The sequence below is a fragment of the Shewanella atlantica genome (genome assembly GCF_003966265.1).
Taxonomy (GTDB): domain Bacteria; phylum Pseudomonadota; class Gammaproteobacteria; order Enterobacterales; family Shewanellaceae; genus Shewanella; species Shewanella atlantica.
On the sequence record NZ_RXNV01000001.1, the window covers coordinates 149,831 to 167,143 of the forward strand.

Here is a 17,313-nt window from a genome sequence, read left to right on the forward strand (position 1 = left end):
CAGACCTGAACCTGCCAGGACTCGATTAGGGGGATCTGTTTATTGCACCGATTGCTATTAGTGCAGCACTCCCTTACCCATAACAAATTTTTCATTACCAAGATTCGCTATCTTTGTATGAGATTTGTTTTTGTTTTGTATCGATTGCCCCTATAATCCCCGACCAGATCAAGATGACCACATTAAAAATAAAGATAACTGGAGTCATTATTTAAATGAACAAGATAAAACATGCCAAACATGCTTTAGCTATTGCCGTCGGCCTGCTGAGCTTTTCGGCTTCAGCAAGCGAAGCTATAACGGCTGAAGAGTTGGCAACCTTGCAACAGGTGGCTCAGGTACAAGTCAGCCCTGACGGTGACAGCGTAGCATTTACCCGTTCGGTGCCGAGAAAACTTTATCAGGACAAAGATGGCTTGAATTGGGGCGAGCTATATATTGTCGACGATAAAGGCGTTGAGCGTCCTTACATCACTGGCGAAGTGAATATCAAACAGATCCAATGGTCAAACGACGGTACTTTGATCTATTTTCTTGCCAAGATGGGTGATGATGAATTCGTCAACCTATATCAGATCCCATTCAATGGCGGCCAGGCCCTTAAGACCATGGCGCTCGATGGTACCGATATCGGACACTTCTCTCTGAGTGAAAATAATAAGCAGATCGCTCTTTTGGCCATGCCAGCCAAAGAGAAGTCTGAGAAGAAACTTAAGGAGCTGGGTTTTAAGGCTGAGATCTACGAGGAAAACTTAAAAAACAAACAACTGTTTGTTGTCGACCTCGCCATTACCGACAAGCCGCTAAAACCAAAGGCATGGGAGATAGAAGATTATGTCTCGGACATGCATTGGTCTCCTAAGGGAGAAACGCTGTTAATCAAGACTCAACCAACGGCTCTGATCGACGATAAGTACATGAAATCTAAGTGGCAGATAGTCGATATCGCCACTCAAAAAACCGTAACGACCTTTATTACCGAAGGAAAGTTAGGCGCAGCCGAGTTTTCCCATGACGGTAAATATATCGCCATTCATGGCGCCGAAGATAAGCACGACCCGGCAACGGGACGTCTGTTTATGGGCAATGTTAAAACCGGTGAAGTGACCGATTGGTTGCCAGAGTTCAAGGGCCATGTAGCCGATTTTGAGTGGGCTAACGATGAAAACACGCTGTATTTAATCGCGAATGTAGATACTCAGTCGGTAGTCACCACCATCAAGCCCGGTAAAACAAAATACAAAGAGGTAGTTAAGGGCGGTAAATTCATCGCCGGCAAACTGAGTATCTCAGATTCCGATGCAACGGTTGTCTTAAAGGGCAATACTGCCGAGCATCCAAACGAAGTGTTTATGCTGCGTGGCAATAAACATAAGCAGACTCGTCTTACCCACTCAAATGCCTGGTTAGGCGATAAGCGTTTTGCAAAACAAGAGTCTATTGAGTTCAAGGCGCGTGATGGTGTAGATATCGGTGGTGTATTGATCTACCCATTGGATCACAAGGAAGGCCAACGTTACCCTCTTATCATGTCGGTACACGGCGGTCCAGAGAGCCATGACAAAGATGGTTGGGTCACCAACTACTCGCGTCCGGGTCAGATGGCGGCCGCTCAAGGCTATGCCGTCTTCTATCCCAACTATCGCGGCAGTACAGGTAAAGGAGTCGACTATTCTAAACTTGGACAAAACGATTATGCGGGTAAAGAGTTCGATGATTTAGTGGACTTTAAAGAGCACTTAGTCGAAATGGGCTTAGTCGATAGCAAGAAAGTGGGTATTACCGGCGGCTCTTACGGCGGTTATGCTTCGGCATGGGCAGCAACAAAACTGACCAAGCATTTCGCCGCAAGTGTGATGTTTGTAGGTGTGACAAATCAGCTTTCAAAGTTTGGTACTACAGATATCTCTAACGAGATGCACTTAGTACATGCCCGTTCATATCCTTGGGACAAGTGGCAGTGGTACCTTGAGCGCAGTCCTATCTACTGGGCGGGTCAATCAGAAACACCACTGCTTATCATGCATGGTAAAGATGATCCCCGCGTTCATCCGGCTCAATCTATGGAGCTGTACCGTTACATGAAAGTTCAGGGGAAAGATGTACGTCTGGTTTATTACCCGGGTGAAGGTCACGGTAACAAGAAAGTCGCCGCTCAGTATGATTACAACCTGCGACTGATGCGCTGGATGGATCACTACCTGAAAAATGATGGTAAAGAGATGCCTGACTACAAGCTTGATCATGAAGCCAGATTAGAGCAGATCACCAAGGCTGACGCAGAGTAATACCGCTAGAGAGTCACAATGTTGTTAAGGCCTGATAGTTTTGCCGCTTTCAGGCCTTTTTATTTTAAACCAATAGCATTCAATTCAAGGCTTTGACCTTTCCCCTTATCTGCCCTTCACTTGCTAAAACTCAAAATGCCGCTTATGCTTTTAACGTCTAAAAAGAGCTTGATAACCCCTTAAATTTATAAAAGACTTTACCTTTACAACGGACGTTGAAGGCTACCGATATTCATAACTGACGCTGAGGGCTCTACATTAACAACTGGCGCTGAGAGCTGTTTACCTTTGTAAAAGACGTTGATGACTCTCTACCTTTATAAAAAGACGTTGATGACTCTACATTAACAACTTGCGCTGAGGGCTCTCTACCTTTAAAAAAGACGCTGAAGGCTCTCTACCTTTATAAAAAGACGCTGAAGGCTCTACATTTACAACGGACGTTGAAGACTCTTTACCTATATAAAAAGACGTTGAGGACTCTTATGTTTCAAGCGTTTTACCGACTCAATGATAATCCTTTTTCGAACAACGTTTCTTCGAAAAACCTGTTTCTCAGTGAGCATCACAGAGAGGCCCTGACCTGCTTGAATTACGGTTTAAATGAAACCGGCGGATTCGTACTGTTAACCGGTGTGGAGGGTGCCGGCAAAACAAGCGTGGTAAACGCTTTTCTCAATAAAGTGTCGACGACACACGACGCAGCCTTGATAACTAACCCTTCAATTACCGAACTAGAGTTACTCGCAACTATATGTAATAAGCTGAATATTCCATATAGAGATGCATCCAGCGTCAAGTGCTTTACCGACCTTATCTGCCAATTTTTGCTCAATAATGATGCTCAAGGCCGTAGCACCTTGCTTATCATAGACGAAGCACAACATCTCAGCACCTCAGTACTGGAACAACTCAGGCTACTGACAAACTTAGAGACTGACACAAAAAAATTACTCCAGTTGATTTTGGTTGGTAGACCCGAGTTAATTCAGATGTTGAAACAAGATGATCTTAGACAAGTTTCACAAAGGATCACCGCCAGGTATCACATCCCTTCGCTTTCCCAATCAGAGACCTGTGCGTATATCGAGCATCATCTAAGGGTGGCTGGCCATCACGACCCGCTGTTTGCTCCTGCAGCCTTGAAGGCAGTACATAGATACAGTGGAGGGCGGCCCTCTTTGATTAACCAGCTCTGTGAGCAAGCTTTGATGATTGGCCATGCTCAATCAAAAACCACCATAGATTCAAATATTATCTCTACTGCCGTCAGTCAAACCCCTGCAATAAAAATAAAGCCACGCGATGACCGCTCACTTTTCATTACGCTTACCGCTATGGCGGCCTCAACCATCGCGGTGTTATTGACCCTTACGCTGACATTAACCTATAGCGTTCCAAACAAGCCAACTGACAGAGTAGAAAAAAAGGTTATGACACAAACCGCTGTGATGGCGAAACAAAATCCCCCGCAACCCTTGGCATTGGATAGAGATGTTCACTCAGAGCGGAAACAACAAGACTCCATAGCAGCGCATAACTCCCTGACTCCCCAAGCGTTATCTGATAAAGCACCAGGTTCTGTCGAGGACAATAATGGCGACACGATTAACGGTGGCGATGGGCTCTCCGAGCTGGAAGAAACGCCGTTCACCGAACCTGAAACTGAGCACGCTCTTATAGAGCTATCCCCTGAAATTGGTGCTGGTGCTAAAGCTTTATCAAACATCGACAGCAATCAATCGAACGTGCCTCTGGTCCAAGATGAACAGAACTGGTATGTACTGCAGATCTACGCCGGGCGCACCCGCCCCGATGACTTAAGCAGGTTTCGATGTGAAAACATTAATTTACTCATCAGACATCACAATGAAACCTATTACCTCACCTCGCAACACCTAAGCTTAAAGCAGGCTAAACAGACGAAACAGTTAATGACGGACAGATGCCAAATCGATACCTGGATAAAACCCCTCCCGAAGAGCTGGCAAGCACTTGTAGCCTCTCAGAACTAGGCATATCCCACCTATGTTTCATCGCTGATACGTGGCCGCACTGGCAACTGAGCAATGACGTTTATCAAACCGGGCTTGCGTGTTACACTCGGCCTCACTTTTTGAATACTTAATTTATTAAAACTCCTATGAAACAACTGCTCGATTTTCTGCCGTTAGTGATTTTCTTTGCCGTCTATAAGTTATTCGATATCTATGCTGCCAGCGGTGCATTAATTGCCGCCACTGCCCTGCAGTTGATAGTGACCTACCTGCTTTACAAAAAAATAGAGAAGATGCACCTCATCACCTTCGTTATGGTGACAGTTTTCGGTACCCTCACCCTTGTCTTTCATGATGATGCATTTATCAAGTGGAAAGTCACCGTCGTCTATGCCCTATTCGCCATTGCCCTTGCCGTCAGTCAACTGATCAACAAGCCAATTCTCAAGAGTATGCTTGGCAAAGAGTTAGTGGTTGAAGACAGAATTTGGGCTCATGTCACCTGGTACTGGGTATCTTTCTTTGTTGCTTGTGCCCTGGTTAATATCTATGTGGCATTTAGTCTGCCACAAGAGGTTTGGGTCAACTTTAAGGTCTTCGGCTTAACGGCTCTTACCTTAGTCAATACGGTTATTACCGTGATTTACCTCTATAAAAATATGCCTGAAGAACATAAGAAAGAGTTAAATAATAAGTAAGGGTAAGCCCCTTAACATCAATAATTTCGCGCCGGAACAGATAAAAGGAACGATAACCATGTGGTATATGATCTCCTCTCAAGATGTTGAGAACAGTTTAGAAAAGCGTTTAAGCGCGCGACCTGAGCATTTGGCTCGTTTGCAACTGCTTGCCGATGAAGGACGCCTTTTAGTCGCCGGGCCTCACCCAGCTGTCGATAATGAAAATCCGGGGGAAGCTGGCTTTACCGGTTCTTTAGTCGTCGCCGATTTTGCATCACTCGAAGATGCTCAGACATGGGCCGATCAGGACCCCTATATTGCGGCTGGCGTGTATGAGAAGGTTATCGTTAAGCCATTTAAACGTGTATTGCCGTAAGGTGAGTTTAGGAATAGATATCAGGAACTTTGATTGATGAAAATCATCTCTTTTAATATCAATGGTATTCGCGCCAGGTTACACCAACTACAGGCGCTGATTGATAGCCACCAGCCTGATGTGATCGGCTTGCAGGAAACTAAGGCCCATGACGACGTATTCCCGGTAGAAGATGTCGAAGCTATGGGTTACAAGGTGCACTATCATGGCGGCAAGGCCCATTACGGTGTCGCCATGTTATCTAAACTTGAGCCTGTAAAAGTACAAAAAGGGTTTCCAACCGACGATGATGAGGCGCAACGCCGCATGATCATGGGGACATTCACCCAGGAAAATGGTCGACCGTTGACGGTATTAAATGGCTACTTCCCTCAAGGCGATAATGTCAGCCATGAGACTAAGTACCCGGCAAAACGCAAGTTCTATAAAGATCTGATGGTGTATCTTAACGAACACCACACCCCGGATGAAGATATCGCCGTCATAGGTGACATCAACATCTCACCGGTGGATCTCGATATCGGCATCGGAGCGCCCAATGCCAAACGCTGGCTAAAAACCGGCAAGTGCAGTTTTCAACCCGAAGAGCGTGAATGGCTGAAGACATTGATGGACTGGGGTCTGGTAGACACCTTCCGTGAACTTCACCCGGATCGCAGCGAACGCTACTCCTGGTTTGATTATCGCAGCAAAGGCTTCGTTGACAACCGTGGACTACGAATCGACGTCGTATTAGCAACTAAGTCACTGGCAGAACGTCTGGTCGAGTCCGATGTAGATTACGAGCTTAGAGGCATAGAAAAGCCTTCCGACCATGCCCCGATCTGGAGCACGTTCAAGTAAGAATATTTTCATACCGAATGAAACATCTGTGGGGGTTTATAGCCAGTTTCAATCACTGGCTATAGCCCCTCTCTTTTATACATCCAGCCTTAATCTTATTCCCTCAAATATCAATCAACTCACTTAAAAGCAGCTGGTTAACCAACACCCCTAATCATCACCAAATATTGGGTTTCCCGCAGAAACAGTAGCATTCAGTCACTTGATTAAAACGCCCGTTTGTTTGGGGTACTAATTTGTTATCTTGAGTCACTTCTCATCACTTCTCATCACTTTCAATTTAAGTGATAGTCATCATATAAAAATAGATTTTCGAGACGAACATCACAAGCAAGCGTGTTCGTTGAGTCAAGAATAACAAGCTGATGAAGAGCTGAGAGGGAAATATGGAAGCATCTTTTTGGGATGGTAAGCGCGCTTCAGGAATTAAAGATGAAATTAATTTCAATGAATACAGCTCGGCAGTTCAGGCCATCGAGGAAGCATTTATAAAATATGCTGACAGGCCGGCATTTACCAGCTTAGGCCATACATTAACCTTTCAAGAGATTGACGCATACAGCGCCGCTTTTGCTCATTATCTGCAAAACCATACCTCATTAATCCCGGGTGATGCCATCGCTATTCAGATGCTCAACACCTTGCAATACCCTATTGCCGTATACGGTGCGCTCAGAGCTGGCCTCAGAATCGTCAATACCAACCCCCTATATACCGAGCGGGAGATGATCCACCAGTTTAACGACTCGGGGGCAAAGGCTCTGCTCTGTATGGATATTTTTGCAAAATCGGTGGAAAATATTCAAGAACAGACGAATCTGGAGCTGGTCATGGTTGCCAGCCTTGCCGATATGCTACCCGGCGTGAAACGAGTGTTAATCAACTCGACCGTCAAACATATCAAGAAGATGGTCCCCAAATATCATCTGCCTGAAGCCATCTCTTTCAGAAAAGCACTCAAACTGTGTAAGGGTAAAGGCTTTACTCCGGCTCACCTTGCAAACCCGGATGACACCATCGTCTTACAATACACCGGCGGGACCACAGGCGTTGCAAAGAGCGCCGAGCTCACCAATGCCAACATCATTGCCAACATGCTGCAAGCAGGCTCTGTAGTGGGTCAAACCGATGAACAAGGTAACCCTCTTATAGAAGATAATAAACAGTCGATCATGGTCGCCCCCCTGCCGCTCTACCATATTTACTCATTTACCGTACATATGATGGCGTTCTTCCGCTTAGGTGAACATAGCGTACTGATCGCCAATCCCAGAGACACTGAGACCTTTATCAAGGCGATGAAGCCATTTAAGATCACCGGACTTATGGGGCTCAACACCCTTTTTGTATCCCTGATGGAGAGTCCGAACTTTAAAGAGTTGGATTTCAGTGAACTGATTTTTACCCTATCGGGCGGAACGGCACTGATCGACGATACAGCCAACAGATGGAAAGCGATCACCGGGGTCGGTATTTCAGAGGCTTATGGCTTAACCGAGTGTTCTCCTGCTGTATGTATGAACCCGATTAACGGCCTGGAACGACAAGGGACTGTAGGTCAGGCCCTGCAGGGAACAGCGCTGAAATGCATTAATGCTATCGGTGAAGAAGTTGCAATAGGAGAACGAGGTGAGCTCTGTATTAAGGGGCCTCAGGTAATGAAGGGCTACTGGAATCGTCCTAAGGCAACGAGAGAGTCATTCACCGAAGACGGTGAATGGTTACTCACCGGAGATATTGCCATCATAGATGATGATGGTTATGTGAGTATTGTCGACCGCGTTAAAGATATGATCATTGTCTCGGGATTTAATGTCTTTCCAAATGAAATTGAGGCCGTTGTGGCCACCCATCCGGATGTGATCAATTGTGCAGCTATAGGTGTTCCGGATCCTAAACGTGGCGAAATCGTCAAACTCTATGTTGTGACAAACAATAACGCCAGCCTGAACGGCGATGAGATCAAGGACTTCTGCCAGGACAAACTGACAGCTTATAAAATCCCACGCCTTTATGAATTCAGGACTGAACTACCTATGTCCCCCGTAGGTAAGATATTACGCAGAAAACTAAAGGATGAGACCGAGCCGGTTAAGATGACGGCTTAACTCATCAAACTATAAGACATACATCGAATGAGTCTCGGTTAATCTTTCGATGTATGTCGTGATCTGAACCCTCCCGGCGCTTCTCCGGTCCAGCGTTTAAATGCACGTTGAAAAGCGGTGGGAGAGCCAAACCCCAACAGGTAGGCTATCTCGCCTAACGTCAGTGCGGTGTCGCGCACATAGGAGATAGACAGATCTCGGCGGGTCTCATTGAGTGTCTTTTGAAAACTTCCCCCTTCATCGACCAACTTACGCCTCACCGTCCACGGGGCCATATTAAGCTGCCCGGATACCTGCTCCAGAGTCGGTGTAGTGCCGTCAAGCAAGGGCCCGATAGCGCGGCTGACCTTCTCATGAAAACTCAAGCCTAAGCGAGCCTTCTCAAGATCTTCATCGGCTCCTCGTCTTAACAACTCAAATGTCGGCCCACTGCGATTCAAGCAGGGCCAACTCAAGGCCTGTGCATTTAACACCAGAAAATTATCAGCTTGTTCGAAGAGGACTTCGCAATTGAAATATTCGGCATATTTATCCGCATAAGCTGGCGCCGGGAACTCAAAACAGACCTTAGCAACCGCATCTTCCCGACCACAAAGCGCTTTAATGACGCTATGCCACCCCGATAAGACCGAGTCGACGACAAAATGATTGTATTCATTATAGGGGTTGATGGAGTAAAACATTAACACGCCCTGACCATCTTCGACGCCGTAATCGCGGCACAGCTCCCGGCTCCTCCCCTGCTCCATACCGAAAGAGTGACTGACATAGAACTGAGATTGCCCTCTGGAGTTATACTTGTTGAGCAACTCATAGGTGCTAATTTGTTCACAAGCTTGCTTCAGGTTTTGCGCCGACAATGCGAGCAGACCTGCAATACCTAAATTCGTCGGCGTCGTCACCTCCCCCATCACCAATCCAAACCAGGGAGCGCAGCTTTTAGTAATGCAGTCATGACCGATACGCATAAATTTTGGAATGGTCACTCTGGCATCTGGTGAAGAGAGTGCGGCCTGATTGATGGAGTATTTAGCCAGGATATCACCGACATCAATATCCAGGTGTTCCATCGCCTTAATCACAATTTCAATATATGAAACAGAAATATCACCTAACTTCATTGGATAGCCCTATGCAAATTACAATCATCAATTTGTAACACTTGGTCATTGGCCAATCCTATCATTCGCTCTATCTTTAACCAAACAATAATTATCAGGTATTACACGATGAGCAAACCCTATCCCCATTTAATGGAGCCATTAGACTTAGGCTTTAGAACAATCAAAAACCGTGGTTTGATGGGCTCGATGCACACCAATTTAGAGGAGGCACCGGGCGGCTTTGAACGCATGGCCGCCTACTACGCCAGACGTGCAGCTGGCGGGATAGGCATGATAGTCACGGGAGGGTTTGCACCTAACGTCGAAGGTGGTGGCATGCCGAATGCGGCCATGATCGCCACCGATGAAGATATCAACAAACACAGGTTAATCACCGAGGCCGTACACAAAGAAGATGGGGTGATCTGCCTGCAGATATTGCATACCGGCCGCTACGCCTATCAGCCTCAGTTAGTCAGCTGCTCACCCATACAGGCACCGATAAATCCATTTGTACCAAAGGAGCTCGATGAAGCCGGAATTGAGAAACAGATCCAGGACTTCGTCACCTGTGCGCTGAACGCTCAGGTTGCCGGTTATGATGGCGTCGAGATAATGGGCTCAGAAGGATACTTCATTAACCAGTTTATCTGTAAGCGTACCAATCACAGAACCGATCGTTGGGGCGGCAGTTATCAAAATCGTATTCGTTTGGCATTGGAGATAGTACGAAGAACCCGAGAGGCCGTCGGCAAGGAGTTTATCATCATCTATCGTCTCTCCATGCTGGATCTGGTGGAGGATGGCAGTACATGGCAGGAAGTCGTTGAGCTGGCCAAAGGGATAGAAGCGGTCGGTGCCACCATCATTAACACAGGCATAGGCTGGCATGAGGCCAGAGTTCCGACAATTGCAACCAGCGTCCCCCGCGGCGCCTTTGCCGAGATAACCAAGCGGATGAAGAAGGAGGTGACGATCCCTTTATGTACCACCAACAGGATCAACACCCCCGAAGTCGCTGAAGATATTTTGGCGCAAGGTAATGCCGATATTATCTCGATGGCTCGCCCTATGTTGGCCGATCCCGATTTTATGCTAAAAGCCGGGGCGGACAGGGCCGATGAAATCAATACCTGTATCGGTTGTAATCAGGCTTGTTTAGATCATATCTTCCAGATGAAATTGGTCTCCTGCCTGGTTAACCCCCAAGCCTGTCATGAAACGAAATTGATCATCGAACCCGCCACAGAGCTCAAAACTATCGCCGTGGTGGGTGCGGGGCCAGCCGGACTCGCAGCGGCAACCACCGCCGCCAGACGTGGTCATAGCGTCACCCTCTTCGAAGCCGATGATAAAATCGGGGGACAATTCAACATCGCCAAGCAGGTACCGGGGAAAGAGGAGTTCAGTGAAACACTAAGATATTTCCAAAAACAGATAACACTTACCGGCGTTAACCTTAAGCTCAATACAAAGGCTGAGCCGGAAAACTTAACCGGTTTCGATGAAGTGATTCTCGCAACCGGGATCACTCCTCGTCAACTGGATATCCCCGGAATCGACGACCCCAGAGTGATGACCTACTTAGACGTATTGAAGTATAAAAGAAAAGTAGGAAAACGAGTCGCCATTATCGGGGCCGGCGGCATAGGTTTCGATGTGGGTGAGTACCTGTCCCATCAGGGGCAATCGTCGAGCCTGAATAAAGAAAGCTACATGAAAGAGTGGGGAGTCGACCTTACGGTTTCAACGCCGGGTGGTCTGATACAGCCTCAAGGTGAGCCCTCCCCCCGTGAGATATTCCTGATCCAACGTAAAAAGACAAAAGTTGGCGATGGTTTAGGTAAAAGCACAGGCTGGATCCATCGTACCGTATTGAAAAATAAAGGGGTGAAAATGATCAAGGGTGCCCACTACGACAAAATTGATGAGCAAGGACTGCATATCACTGTCGATGGTGAGACTCAGATTTTAGCGGTAGATAATATCGTTATCTGCGCCGGACAAGACTCGCACAGAGCACTGCACTCACGCTTAATCGCCGAAAACATCGAGGTGACCCTGATAGGCGGCGCCGATATCGCATCTGAGCTTGATGCCAAACGCGCCATTAAACAAGGTACAGAGGTTGCCGCGGCACTTTAATACGGGCTAATCACTGTCATTCAAAATAAAAAGCCCCTTGTTCACAAGAAACAAGGGGCTTTTTATGTCTGGAACATTTATGCCAATTTCCCATGGGTCAAAGATGCTTCAAGCATCAAATGACATTTACTCCGTCCTTGGAGGTCATAGGATGAAATAGGCGTTTGTACTCGCTAGACTAGTTAACAAACAGGCCGATTAAGCTAACCTGTATTGTCCCAGGATAGACTCTAACTCTACAGAAGATTGGCTAAGCTCGGAGGCCAAGGCGACTGAACGCTGAGCTGTTTGCTTAATCGTATCCGATTGTTCACGAATATCATTAAGCTGAGTTGCAATATCTCTGGCAGAAACACTCTGCTCTTCCGCCGATGCCGCTATCTGAGAGCTCATATCGAACACATCATTGGTGGAGTTGGCCATAGAGTCCACATCTTCACCGACAGAGACTATCGCATTACGACCCTGATCGGCCTGTTCAACAATTTCATGGGTAACCGTCGATAACGTCGATGAGCCGCTCTGCAATCCTTCAATCATAGATTGAATTTCTACGGTGGCCTGCTGAGTACGTCCCGCTAAGGTTCTTACCTCATCGGCAACCACGGCAAACCCTCTGCCCTGTTCACCGGCTCTGGCAGCCTCAATCGCCGCATTGAGCGCAAGCAAGTTGGTCTGTTCAGATATCCCATTAATGGTTGTTACTACAGCGCCAATCTCAGATGCATTTTGAGAGAGCTGTGAAACCGACTCTGATGCAGAATCAATCTTATTCACTAAGGTTGAAATACGCGCAACGGCCTCGGAGATCTGTTTCTTACTCACTTCCGCCTGATTGGAGTTATCTTTTGTTTGGTCTGAAGTATTGGCCGCATTACGCGACACCTCTTCGATAGCGGCTGTCATCTGATCCATAGCCACTGCGACCGTATCGAGGAACTGATGCTGGAAACCAATCAACTCATCGCTCTGTTTGGCTTGCTGATTAAACTCATCGGCCGCCTGAGCAAGAGTGCCTGCGTTATTTCCTATCGCCGTTACCATCTCACTCATATTATCGGCGCTGCGGTCTATCTCTTTGGCGATCATACTGAAGTCATCGACACCAAAAAAATTGAGACGCTGGGACAGATCGCCGTCAGCCAGACGTTTTATGGCGATATACATATCCCATAAACCGCCACCGAGTGAGGTCGAGGTCCAATAGCTTAGCTGGAAAAGCGGTAGTAACCCTATCAGAGCAACCCACAGCATCATGCTCGCATCCGATAGAGCCTGCTCTTCCCACTTCTTCACATTGATGCTTAATTGAAGAGATTGTCCTCCCACCGGCGCAGCCACCGTCACCTGTTCACCTTGACGAGAAGCCTTCATCTGACCACCGAGGCGCAAGCCTTGTCGGTCAGCGAATGTACTCAAATCATTGCCACTCAGGTTTTGACTCGCCGCCACTTTAGCAAAGCTATCGACCATTGCCTGTGCTCTTGCCTGAGAGCTGTCTGCAGCATTTTGCTTAGCATAATTTAAATTAACCAAGGCTATGCTTGTGGTAATTAGGGCGACTAATAAACAAAGCACAAAAAACTTGCCGTTCAGGCTGAGCTTGATCATCAGCGCATCAATTTTTCTAAATTCAATCTGTTTCATATTCATTACCAACGCGATTATCTTAAGAGAAGATAAGAGCAAAGATCCTCTGCAGTTACCCAGATCGACATTAACAGTCTATTTTAGATATTTCAGTTGTTAAACCAGTCGGCATATAGAGGTGATCATCAAGTGATGAGGTTAGCACTAAGGCTCGCCTTTCAGGAGTTTTTTCCGGCAGCCAGCTTCAGCGTTTAATTTGCTTGAGAGGGAACACTATCTCTTCCCTCTTTCGCCTTGAATTAAACAGCCAGATGCTCTCCGAATGGATCACTTTCTAATGTCGATTGGTATTAAGTATAATACCAATACAAAATTATTCTGTCGTTGTACCAGAACTGGTTGTCGCGGCAGAGCTTGTATCTCTAATCTCAAGCCATTTCAGTTTGATAGTGATGAGTTGTGAGGTTAGCAATGTCATGCTGTAACCTAATAATGCACCAAGAATTAACGCGGGCAGGATATTCGCCAGATCGGCGCCCATGGCAAAGGTTGTACAACAACCGATAAATGCCCCGGGAATAAAAGAGAGTTTTTGATAACTTGCTTGTAGACACATCGCAGAAGTTGCAATGCCGGTAAACAGATACCCCATTAAAGGTGTATCAAAATAACCACTACCAGTGATGATCAACCAAGCCCAGAATACACCTGACAGATTGGTACACCAGGTAACGACTACCCCTTGGAAGTTAGCCTTAGGTTGTGCGAAATAGGTACTGCAACCTAAAAAGCCAATCCAGGTAACCAGATGAAATGTGTCTGCTACACCACACCAGACGGCTGCAAGTAATCCTGCCGATATGGCAACTTGCCAACGATTTTCCATGTATGACCCCTCATTACATTGGAATATTATTTTTAGTTAAATTACTCCCTTTTCGTTAACAAAAATAGGATCTAGGCCATATTTTTGGAATTTGTGGTTAAAAAACCTGCTATTTATTTAAAAATAATTTTTTATGTAGTAAAAGTACCAACAAATGCACAACTATAAATGGCTATTGGTTAGTGATTTAATACATTCAGCCCGGTTAAGTTATCGCTGTTTAATCGCGACAGGAAAAATATCTATTACCTGTGAAAGGGGTAAACACATTCCAGAACAAGACAAAACAACAAAAAAGCCACAACACATAAGTTATGACTTTTTCTCTATATCACTCGAATACGCAATGAGCTAAAAGCAAACGGTATACCACTTGCGTCAGCTAAGTTGTTTAATAGAAAAGCTGATCCGCAACGAAGGGATTTTGATCCCTTTCATTGCCAAAGGTAGAAATTGGACCATGACCCGGCACAAATTCAACCTCTCGACCTAAAGGCCAAAGCTTTTTCGTGATCGAATCGATAAGATCCTGGTGGCTCGAACGAGGAAAGTCTGTTCGGCCAACGGAACCATGAAACAGTACATCCCCAACCCACGCCCTCTTATCGGTTTCAGAGTAAAAAACCACGTGACCGGGTGTGTGACCAGGGCAATGAATGACCTTTAATGCCTGCTCGCCTACAGTCACACTTGCACCATCTTCAAGGTACTCACCGGGTACAAGAACCTCACAGGCCGGGAAACCAAAATCGCTGCTCTGATCCGGTAGGGTTTCGAGTAGAAAGCTATCATCCTTGTGTGGGCCCAAGATCGAAATACCCAGGTGATCGGCAAGACGCTTTGCGGCCCCTACATGGTCGATATGTCCATGGGTAAGTAGTACTTTTTCGACTGTGACGCCCAGCTTTTTCACTTCGGCTAAGATACGTTCCAGATCGCCACCGGGATCGATAACCGCTGCTTTCATCGTGTTGTTACACCAGATAAGGCTGCAATTTTGCTGGTACGGAGTAACGGGAATAATCTGATACTTCATTGATTCATGCCTGCACTTATTAATCATTGAGGTTACGCTTCTGCCAAGGAGTTCGTTTAGCTCAGATAGTTATTTCGTTTTGCTAAAGTATTAAGATTGCATCGGCTAAAAGTAAAGGTTACGTCAACTACATCGATTTCTCTAATAACTCTTCACAAAAGTTTGAACTGAGATGACCTCAGCCATAAAAACTCACATTTGTTCTTAGCCCATTTTTGTATACAATCCCATCTAATAAACTAATAACAACAACGCTCAAGGCCTACATGAAACCAGACTTAACCTTCGCAGGCTTAACCGCCATCAAGCATACATTTACACTGCCTCTCGATTATGCTGAGCCTGGTGACAAACAGATCCAGGTATTCGCCAGAGAGCTTTCAAGCCCGGAAAACCAAGGGAAATGCCTCCCATTTATCGTCTTCTTTCAAGGGGGCCCCGGCTTTGGCGCGGTGCGCCCTGCCGCAAATGGAGGTTGGATAAAGCGAGCGCTTAAAGAGTATAGAGTGCTGCTCTTAGATCAACGCGGTACCGGCCTTTCAAGTCCTGTAAACCATATCAGCCTGGCCCATTTGAATTCGGAGCAGCAAGCCGAATATCTGACGCATTTCAGGGCCGACAATATCATTCGAGATGCAGAAGCGATTCGTGAAAAACTCTGCCCGGGTGAAAAATGGAGCATCTTAGGCCAGAGTTTCGGCGGCTTCTGCGTACTAAAATACCTAAACGATGCCCAATCGGGCCTGAGCGAGGCGTACATTACTGGTGGGCTCCCCTCACTGACACGCCATGCCGACGAGGTCTACCGGGCGACGTACAAGCGGGTACTAGCCAAGAACGAAGATTTTTTCACACGTTTCAGCGATGCCCAGCAGCTGGTGAGCCAACTGGCACAGCATATCAGTAACAATGAGGTCCGAATTGCCACCGGCGAGCGACTCTCGGTCGAGATGTTACAATTGTTGGGGATCAATATCGGCATGGAACAAGGGCCTGAATCTGTCTATTATCTGCTCGAGCAAGCCCTGATAGAGACCGAGGCGGGCACTGTGGTCAATCCGCTGTTTTTGGCTCACTTCTGCCAACTGTTGGACTTTAACACTAACCCCATCTTCGCCCTGCTTCACGAAAGCATCTACTGCCAGCAGTCGGCATCGAACTGGTCGGCTCAACGAATTCGGGCGCAGTATGATGAGTTTAATTACAGCGCCGATAAACCTTTCCTGTTTACCGGAGAGATGGTCTACCCTTGGTTTTTCGAGCAGTTCACTAACCTCAAACCGCTCAAGCATGCCGCAAACCTTCTGTCGACCAAAGAAGATTGGAGCGAGCTCTACGATCTCGAAACACTAGCTAACAACTCGGTGCCTGTCGCCGCCGCTATCTATAGCGAAGATATGTTCGTCGAGATGAACTACTCTCTGGAAACGGCCAAACATGTAGGTAAGCTAAAATATTGGCTCACATCTGAGTACGAGCATAACGGCATACGCATGGATGGCGAGCATATTCTCGACAGGCTAATCGCCCTCAATCGTGGAGAACAGTTGCGATAGCTTATCGAATCTAAGGTCTTAACCATTACATAGGCTTCAAAGACCGGACATTTCCCATATCTATATGAGTTAGATGTGGGGAATGCTATCAACGTCATCAGCCTCATCTGCACCCGATTCCCCGTCTCTTCGAATTAAGCTTGACTCTTTAAGACTCTTACAGAAAAAATGTTTACTTGTCAGGTAACAAGTTTCAAATACCTTTTTAGGTTGGGTTCATTAATCTGGTTTGGTCTTGGGCCTACTCGTGGGGAAACCATAGTCCTATTTGTACTAATTGCTTGCAGCAGGTGCCATATATGGATATATCAATGTCGTGGTCACATGGTCAGAGATGTTCCCTACATCTCAAGACATTTCCCATATCCCTATGGGGCAGATGTGAAAGAACGACCTGATGTGTAAACACTTCTGTGACACGCTATGAATATGTCCCTATACGCTCTGCGACATCATCCCTGATGTCGAAGGTCACAGCCGCGTTTACACCTGAGTCTGGTTTCGAGAAAGGGGTCTCTTCGATTTCAAATCTTCTGTTGTAACTGATTTTTGGACAGAAACGGGTTAATTCTTAGGCTCTAATGCATGAGCTCTTGGTTAGGTAAGCTATTGAAATTGTATGCGTTAACGCTTGGCATAAGGTGCGCCAACGCATTACTTACAAAACCAATTACACTTCAAACCAAAACCGGCGAGTGTTCAGCG

The 17,313-nt window shown here is 46.5% G+C and carries 12 protein-coding genes; 8 read left to right on the top strand and 4 right to left on the bottom strand.

Annotated elements, in window-relative coordinates; translation table 11 throughout:
* The first annotated feature begins 215 nt into the window (after positions 1–215).
* The 6 genes from EKG39_RS00605 (at position 216) to EKG39_RS00630 (ending at position 8,292) form a co-directional block, all read left to right on the top strand.
* Positions 216–2,288: an alpha/beta hydrolase family protein gene (locus EKG39_RS00605; RefSeq protein ID WP_126503243.1), complete on the top strand. Its 2,073-nt coding sequence runs from the start codon at positions 216–218 to the stop codon at positions 2,286–2,288.
* A gap of 485 nt (positions 2,289–2,773) precedes the next feature.
* The gene (locus tag EKG39_RS00610) at positions 2,774–4,303 is read left to right on the top strand and encodes an ExeA family protein (protein ID WP_126503245.1); all 1,530 of its coding nucleotides are present in this window, start codon (positions 2,774–2,776) and stop codon (positions 4,301–4,303) included.
* Positions 4,304–4,431: 128 nt separating this feature from the next.
* Positions 4,432–4,983, top strand: coding sequence for a septation protein A (locus EKG39_RS00615; RefSeq protein WP_126503246.1), 552 nt, complete (start codon positions 4,432–4,434; stop codon positions 4,981–4,983).
* A gap of 58 nt (positions 4,984–5,041) precedes the next feature.
* Positions 5,042–5,341, top strand: coding sequence for a YciI family protein (locus EKG39_RS00620; RefSeq protein ID WP_126503248.1), 300 nt, complete (start codon positions 5,042–5,044; stop codon positions 5,339–5,341).
* Positions 5,342–5,377: 36 nt separating this feature from the next.
* A complete protein-coding gene (xthA, locus tag EKG39_RS00625; RefSeq protein WP_126503250.1) occupies positions 5,378–6,184 on the top strand; it encodes an exodeoxyribonuclease III in 807 nt (268 codons plus the stop codon).
* A gap of 386 nt (positions 6,185–6,570) precedes the next feature.
* Positions 6,571–8,292: an AMP-binding protein gene (locus tag EKG39_RS00630; protein WP_126503252.1), complete on the top strand. Its 1,722-nt coding sequence runs from the start codon at positions 6,571–6,573 to the stop codon at positions 8,290–8,292.
* Positions 8,293–8,330: 38 nt separating this feature from the next.
* Here EKG39_RS00630 and EKG39_RS00635 read toward each other — a convergent pair whose 3' ends face one another.
* The gene (locus EKG39_RS00635) at positions 8,331–9,413 is read right to left on the bottom strand and encodes an AraC family transcriptional regulator (protein ID WP_126503254.1); all 1,083 of its coding nucleotides are present in this window, start codon (positions 9,411–9,413) and stop codon (positions 8,331–8,333) included.
* Positions 9,414–9,521: 108 nt separating this feature from the next.
* Between EKG39_RS00635 and EKG39_RS00640 the strand changes: the two genes are divergently transcribed.
* Entirely contained in the window at positions 9,522–11,540 is a 2,019-nt protein-coding gene (locus EKG39_RS00640; RefSeq protein WP_126503256.1) for an NADPH-dependent 2,4-dienoyl-CoA reductase, read from the top strand.
* A 198-nt stretch (positions 11,541–11,738) separates the two neighbouring features.
* Here EKG39_RS00640 and EKG39_RS00645 read toward each other — a convergent pair whose 3' ends face one another.
* The 3 genes from EKG39_RS00645 to EKG39_RS00655 form a co-directional block, all read right to left on the bottom strand.
* Positions 11,739–13,187: a methyl-accepting chemotaxis protein gene (locus EKG39_RS00645; RefSeq protein ID WP_126503258.1), complete on the bottom strand. Its 1,449-nt coding sequence runs from the start codon at positions 13,185–13,187 to the stop codon at positions 11,739–11,741.
* A gap of 316 nt (positions 13,188–13,503) precedes the next feature.
* Positions 13,504–14,016, bottom strand: coding sequence for a DUF1097 domain-containing protein (locus EKG39_RS00650; protein ID WP_126503260.1), 513 nt, complete (start codon positions 14,014–14,016; stop codon positions 13,504–13,506).
* A 391-nt stretch (positions 14,017–14,407) separates the two neighbouring features.
* Positions 14,408–15,052, bottom strand: coding sequence for an MBL fold metallo-hydrolase (locus tag EKG39_RS00655; protein ID WP_126503262.1), 645 nt, complete (start codon positions 15,050–15,052; stop codon positions 14,408–14,410).
* 266 nt (positions 15,053–15,318) lie between these two features.
* Here EKG39_RS00655 and EKG39_RS00660 point away from each other — a divergent pair, with 266 nt between their 5' ends.
* Positions 15,319–16,608 carry an alpha/beta fold hydrolase gene (locus EKG39_RS00660; protein WP_126503264.1) on the top strand — a complete coding sequence of 430 codons (1,290 nt, stop codon included), beginning with the start codon at positions 15,319–15,321 and terminating at the stop codon, positions 16,606–16,608.
* Positions 16,609–17,313: the final 705 nt, after the last annotated feature.

Excerpts from the sequence above, each read along its gene's own strand:
- EKG39_RS00645 (WP_126503258.1), bottom strand. The coding sequence starts at position 13,187 with ATGAAACAGATTGAATTTAGAAAAATTGATGCGCTGATGATCAAGCTC.
- EKG39_RS00630 (WP_126503252.1), top strand. The coding sequence starts at position 6,571 with ATGGAAGCATCTTTTTGGGATGGTAAGCGCGCTTCAGGAATTAAAGAT.
- EKG39_RS00660 (WP_126503264.1), top strand. The coding sequence starts at position 15,319 with ATGAAACCAGACTTAACCTTCGCAGGCTTAACCGCCATCAAGCATACA.
- EKG39_RS00640 (WP_126503256.1), top strand. The coding sequence starts at position 9,522 with ATGAGCAAACCCTATCCCCATTTAATGGAGCCATTAGACTTAGGCTTT.
- EKG39_RS00615 (WP_126503246.1), top strand. The coding sequence starts at position 4,432 with ATGAAACAACTGCTCGATTTTCTGCCGTTAGTGATTTTCTTTGCCGTC.
- EKG39_RS00605 (WP_126503243.1), top strand. The coding sequence starts at position 216 with ATGAACAAGATAAAACATGCCAAACATGCTTTAGCTATTGCCGTCGGC.
- xthA (WP_126503250.1), top strand. The coding sequence starts at position 5,378 with ATGAAAATCATCTCTTTTAATATCAATGGTATTCGCGCCAGGTTACAC.
- EKG39_RS00620 (WP_126503248.1), top strand. The coding sequence starts at position 5,042 with ATGTGGTATATGATCTCCTCTCAAGATGTTGAGAACAGTTTAGAAAAG.
- EKG39_RS00650 (WP_126503260.1), bottom strand. The coding sequence starts at position 14,016 with ATGGAAAATCGTTGGCAAGTTGCCATATCGGCAGGATTACTTGCAGCC.
- EKG39_RS00610 (WP_126503245.1), top strand. The coding sequence starts at position 2,774 with ATGTTTCAAGCGTTTTACCGACTCAATGATAATCCTTTTTCGAACAAC.
- EKG39_RS00635 (WP_126503254.1), bottom strand. The coding sequence starts at position 9,413 with ATGAAGTTAGGTGATATTTCTGTTTCATATATTGAAATTGTGATTAAG.
- EKG39_RS00655 (WP_126503262.1), bottom strand. The coding sequence starts at position 15,052 with ATGAAGTATCAGATTATTCCCGTTACTCCGTACCAGCAAAATTGCAGC.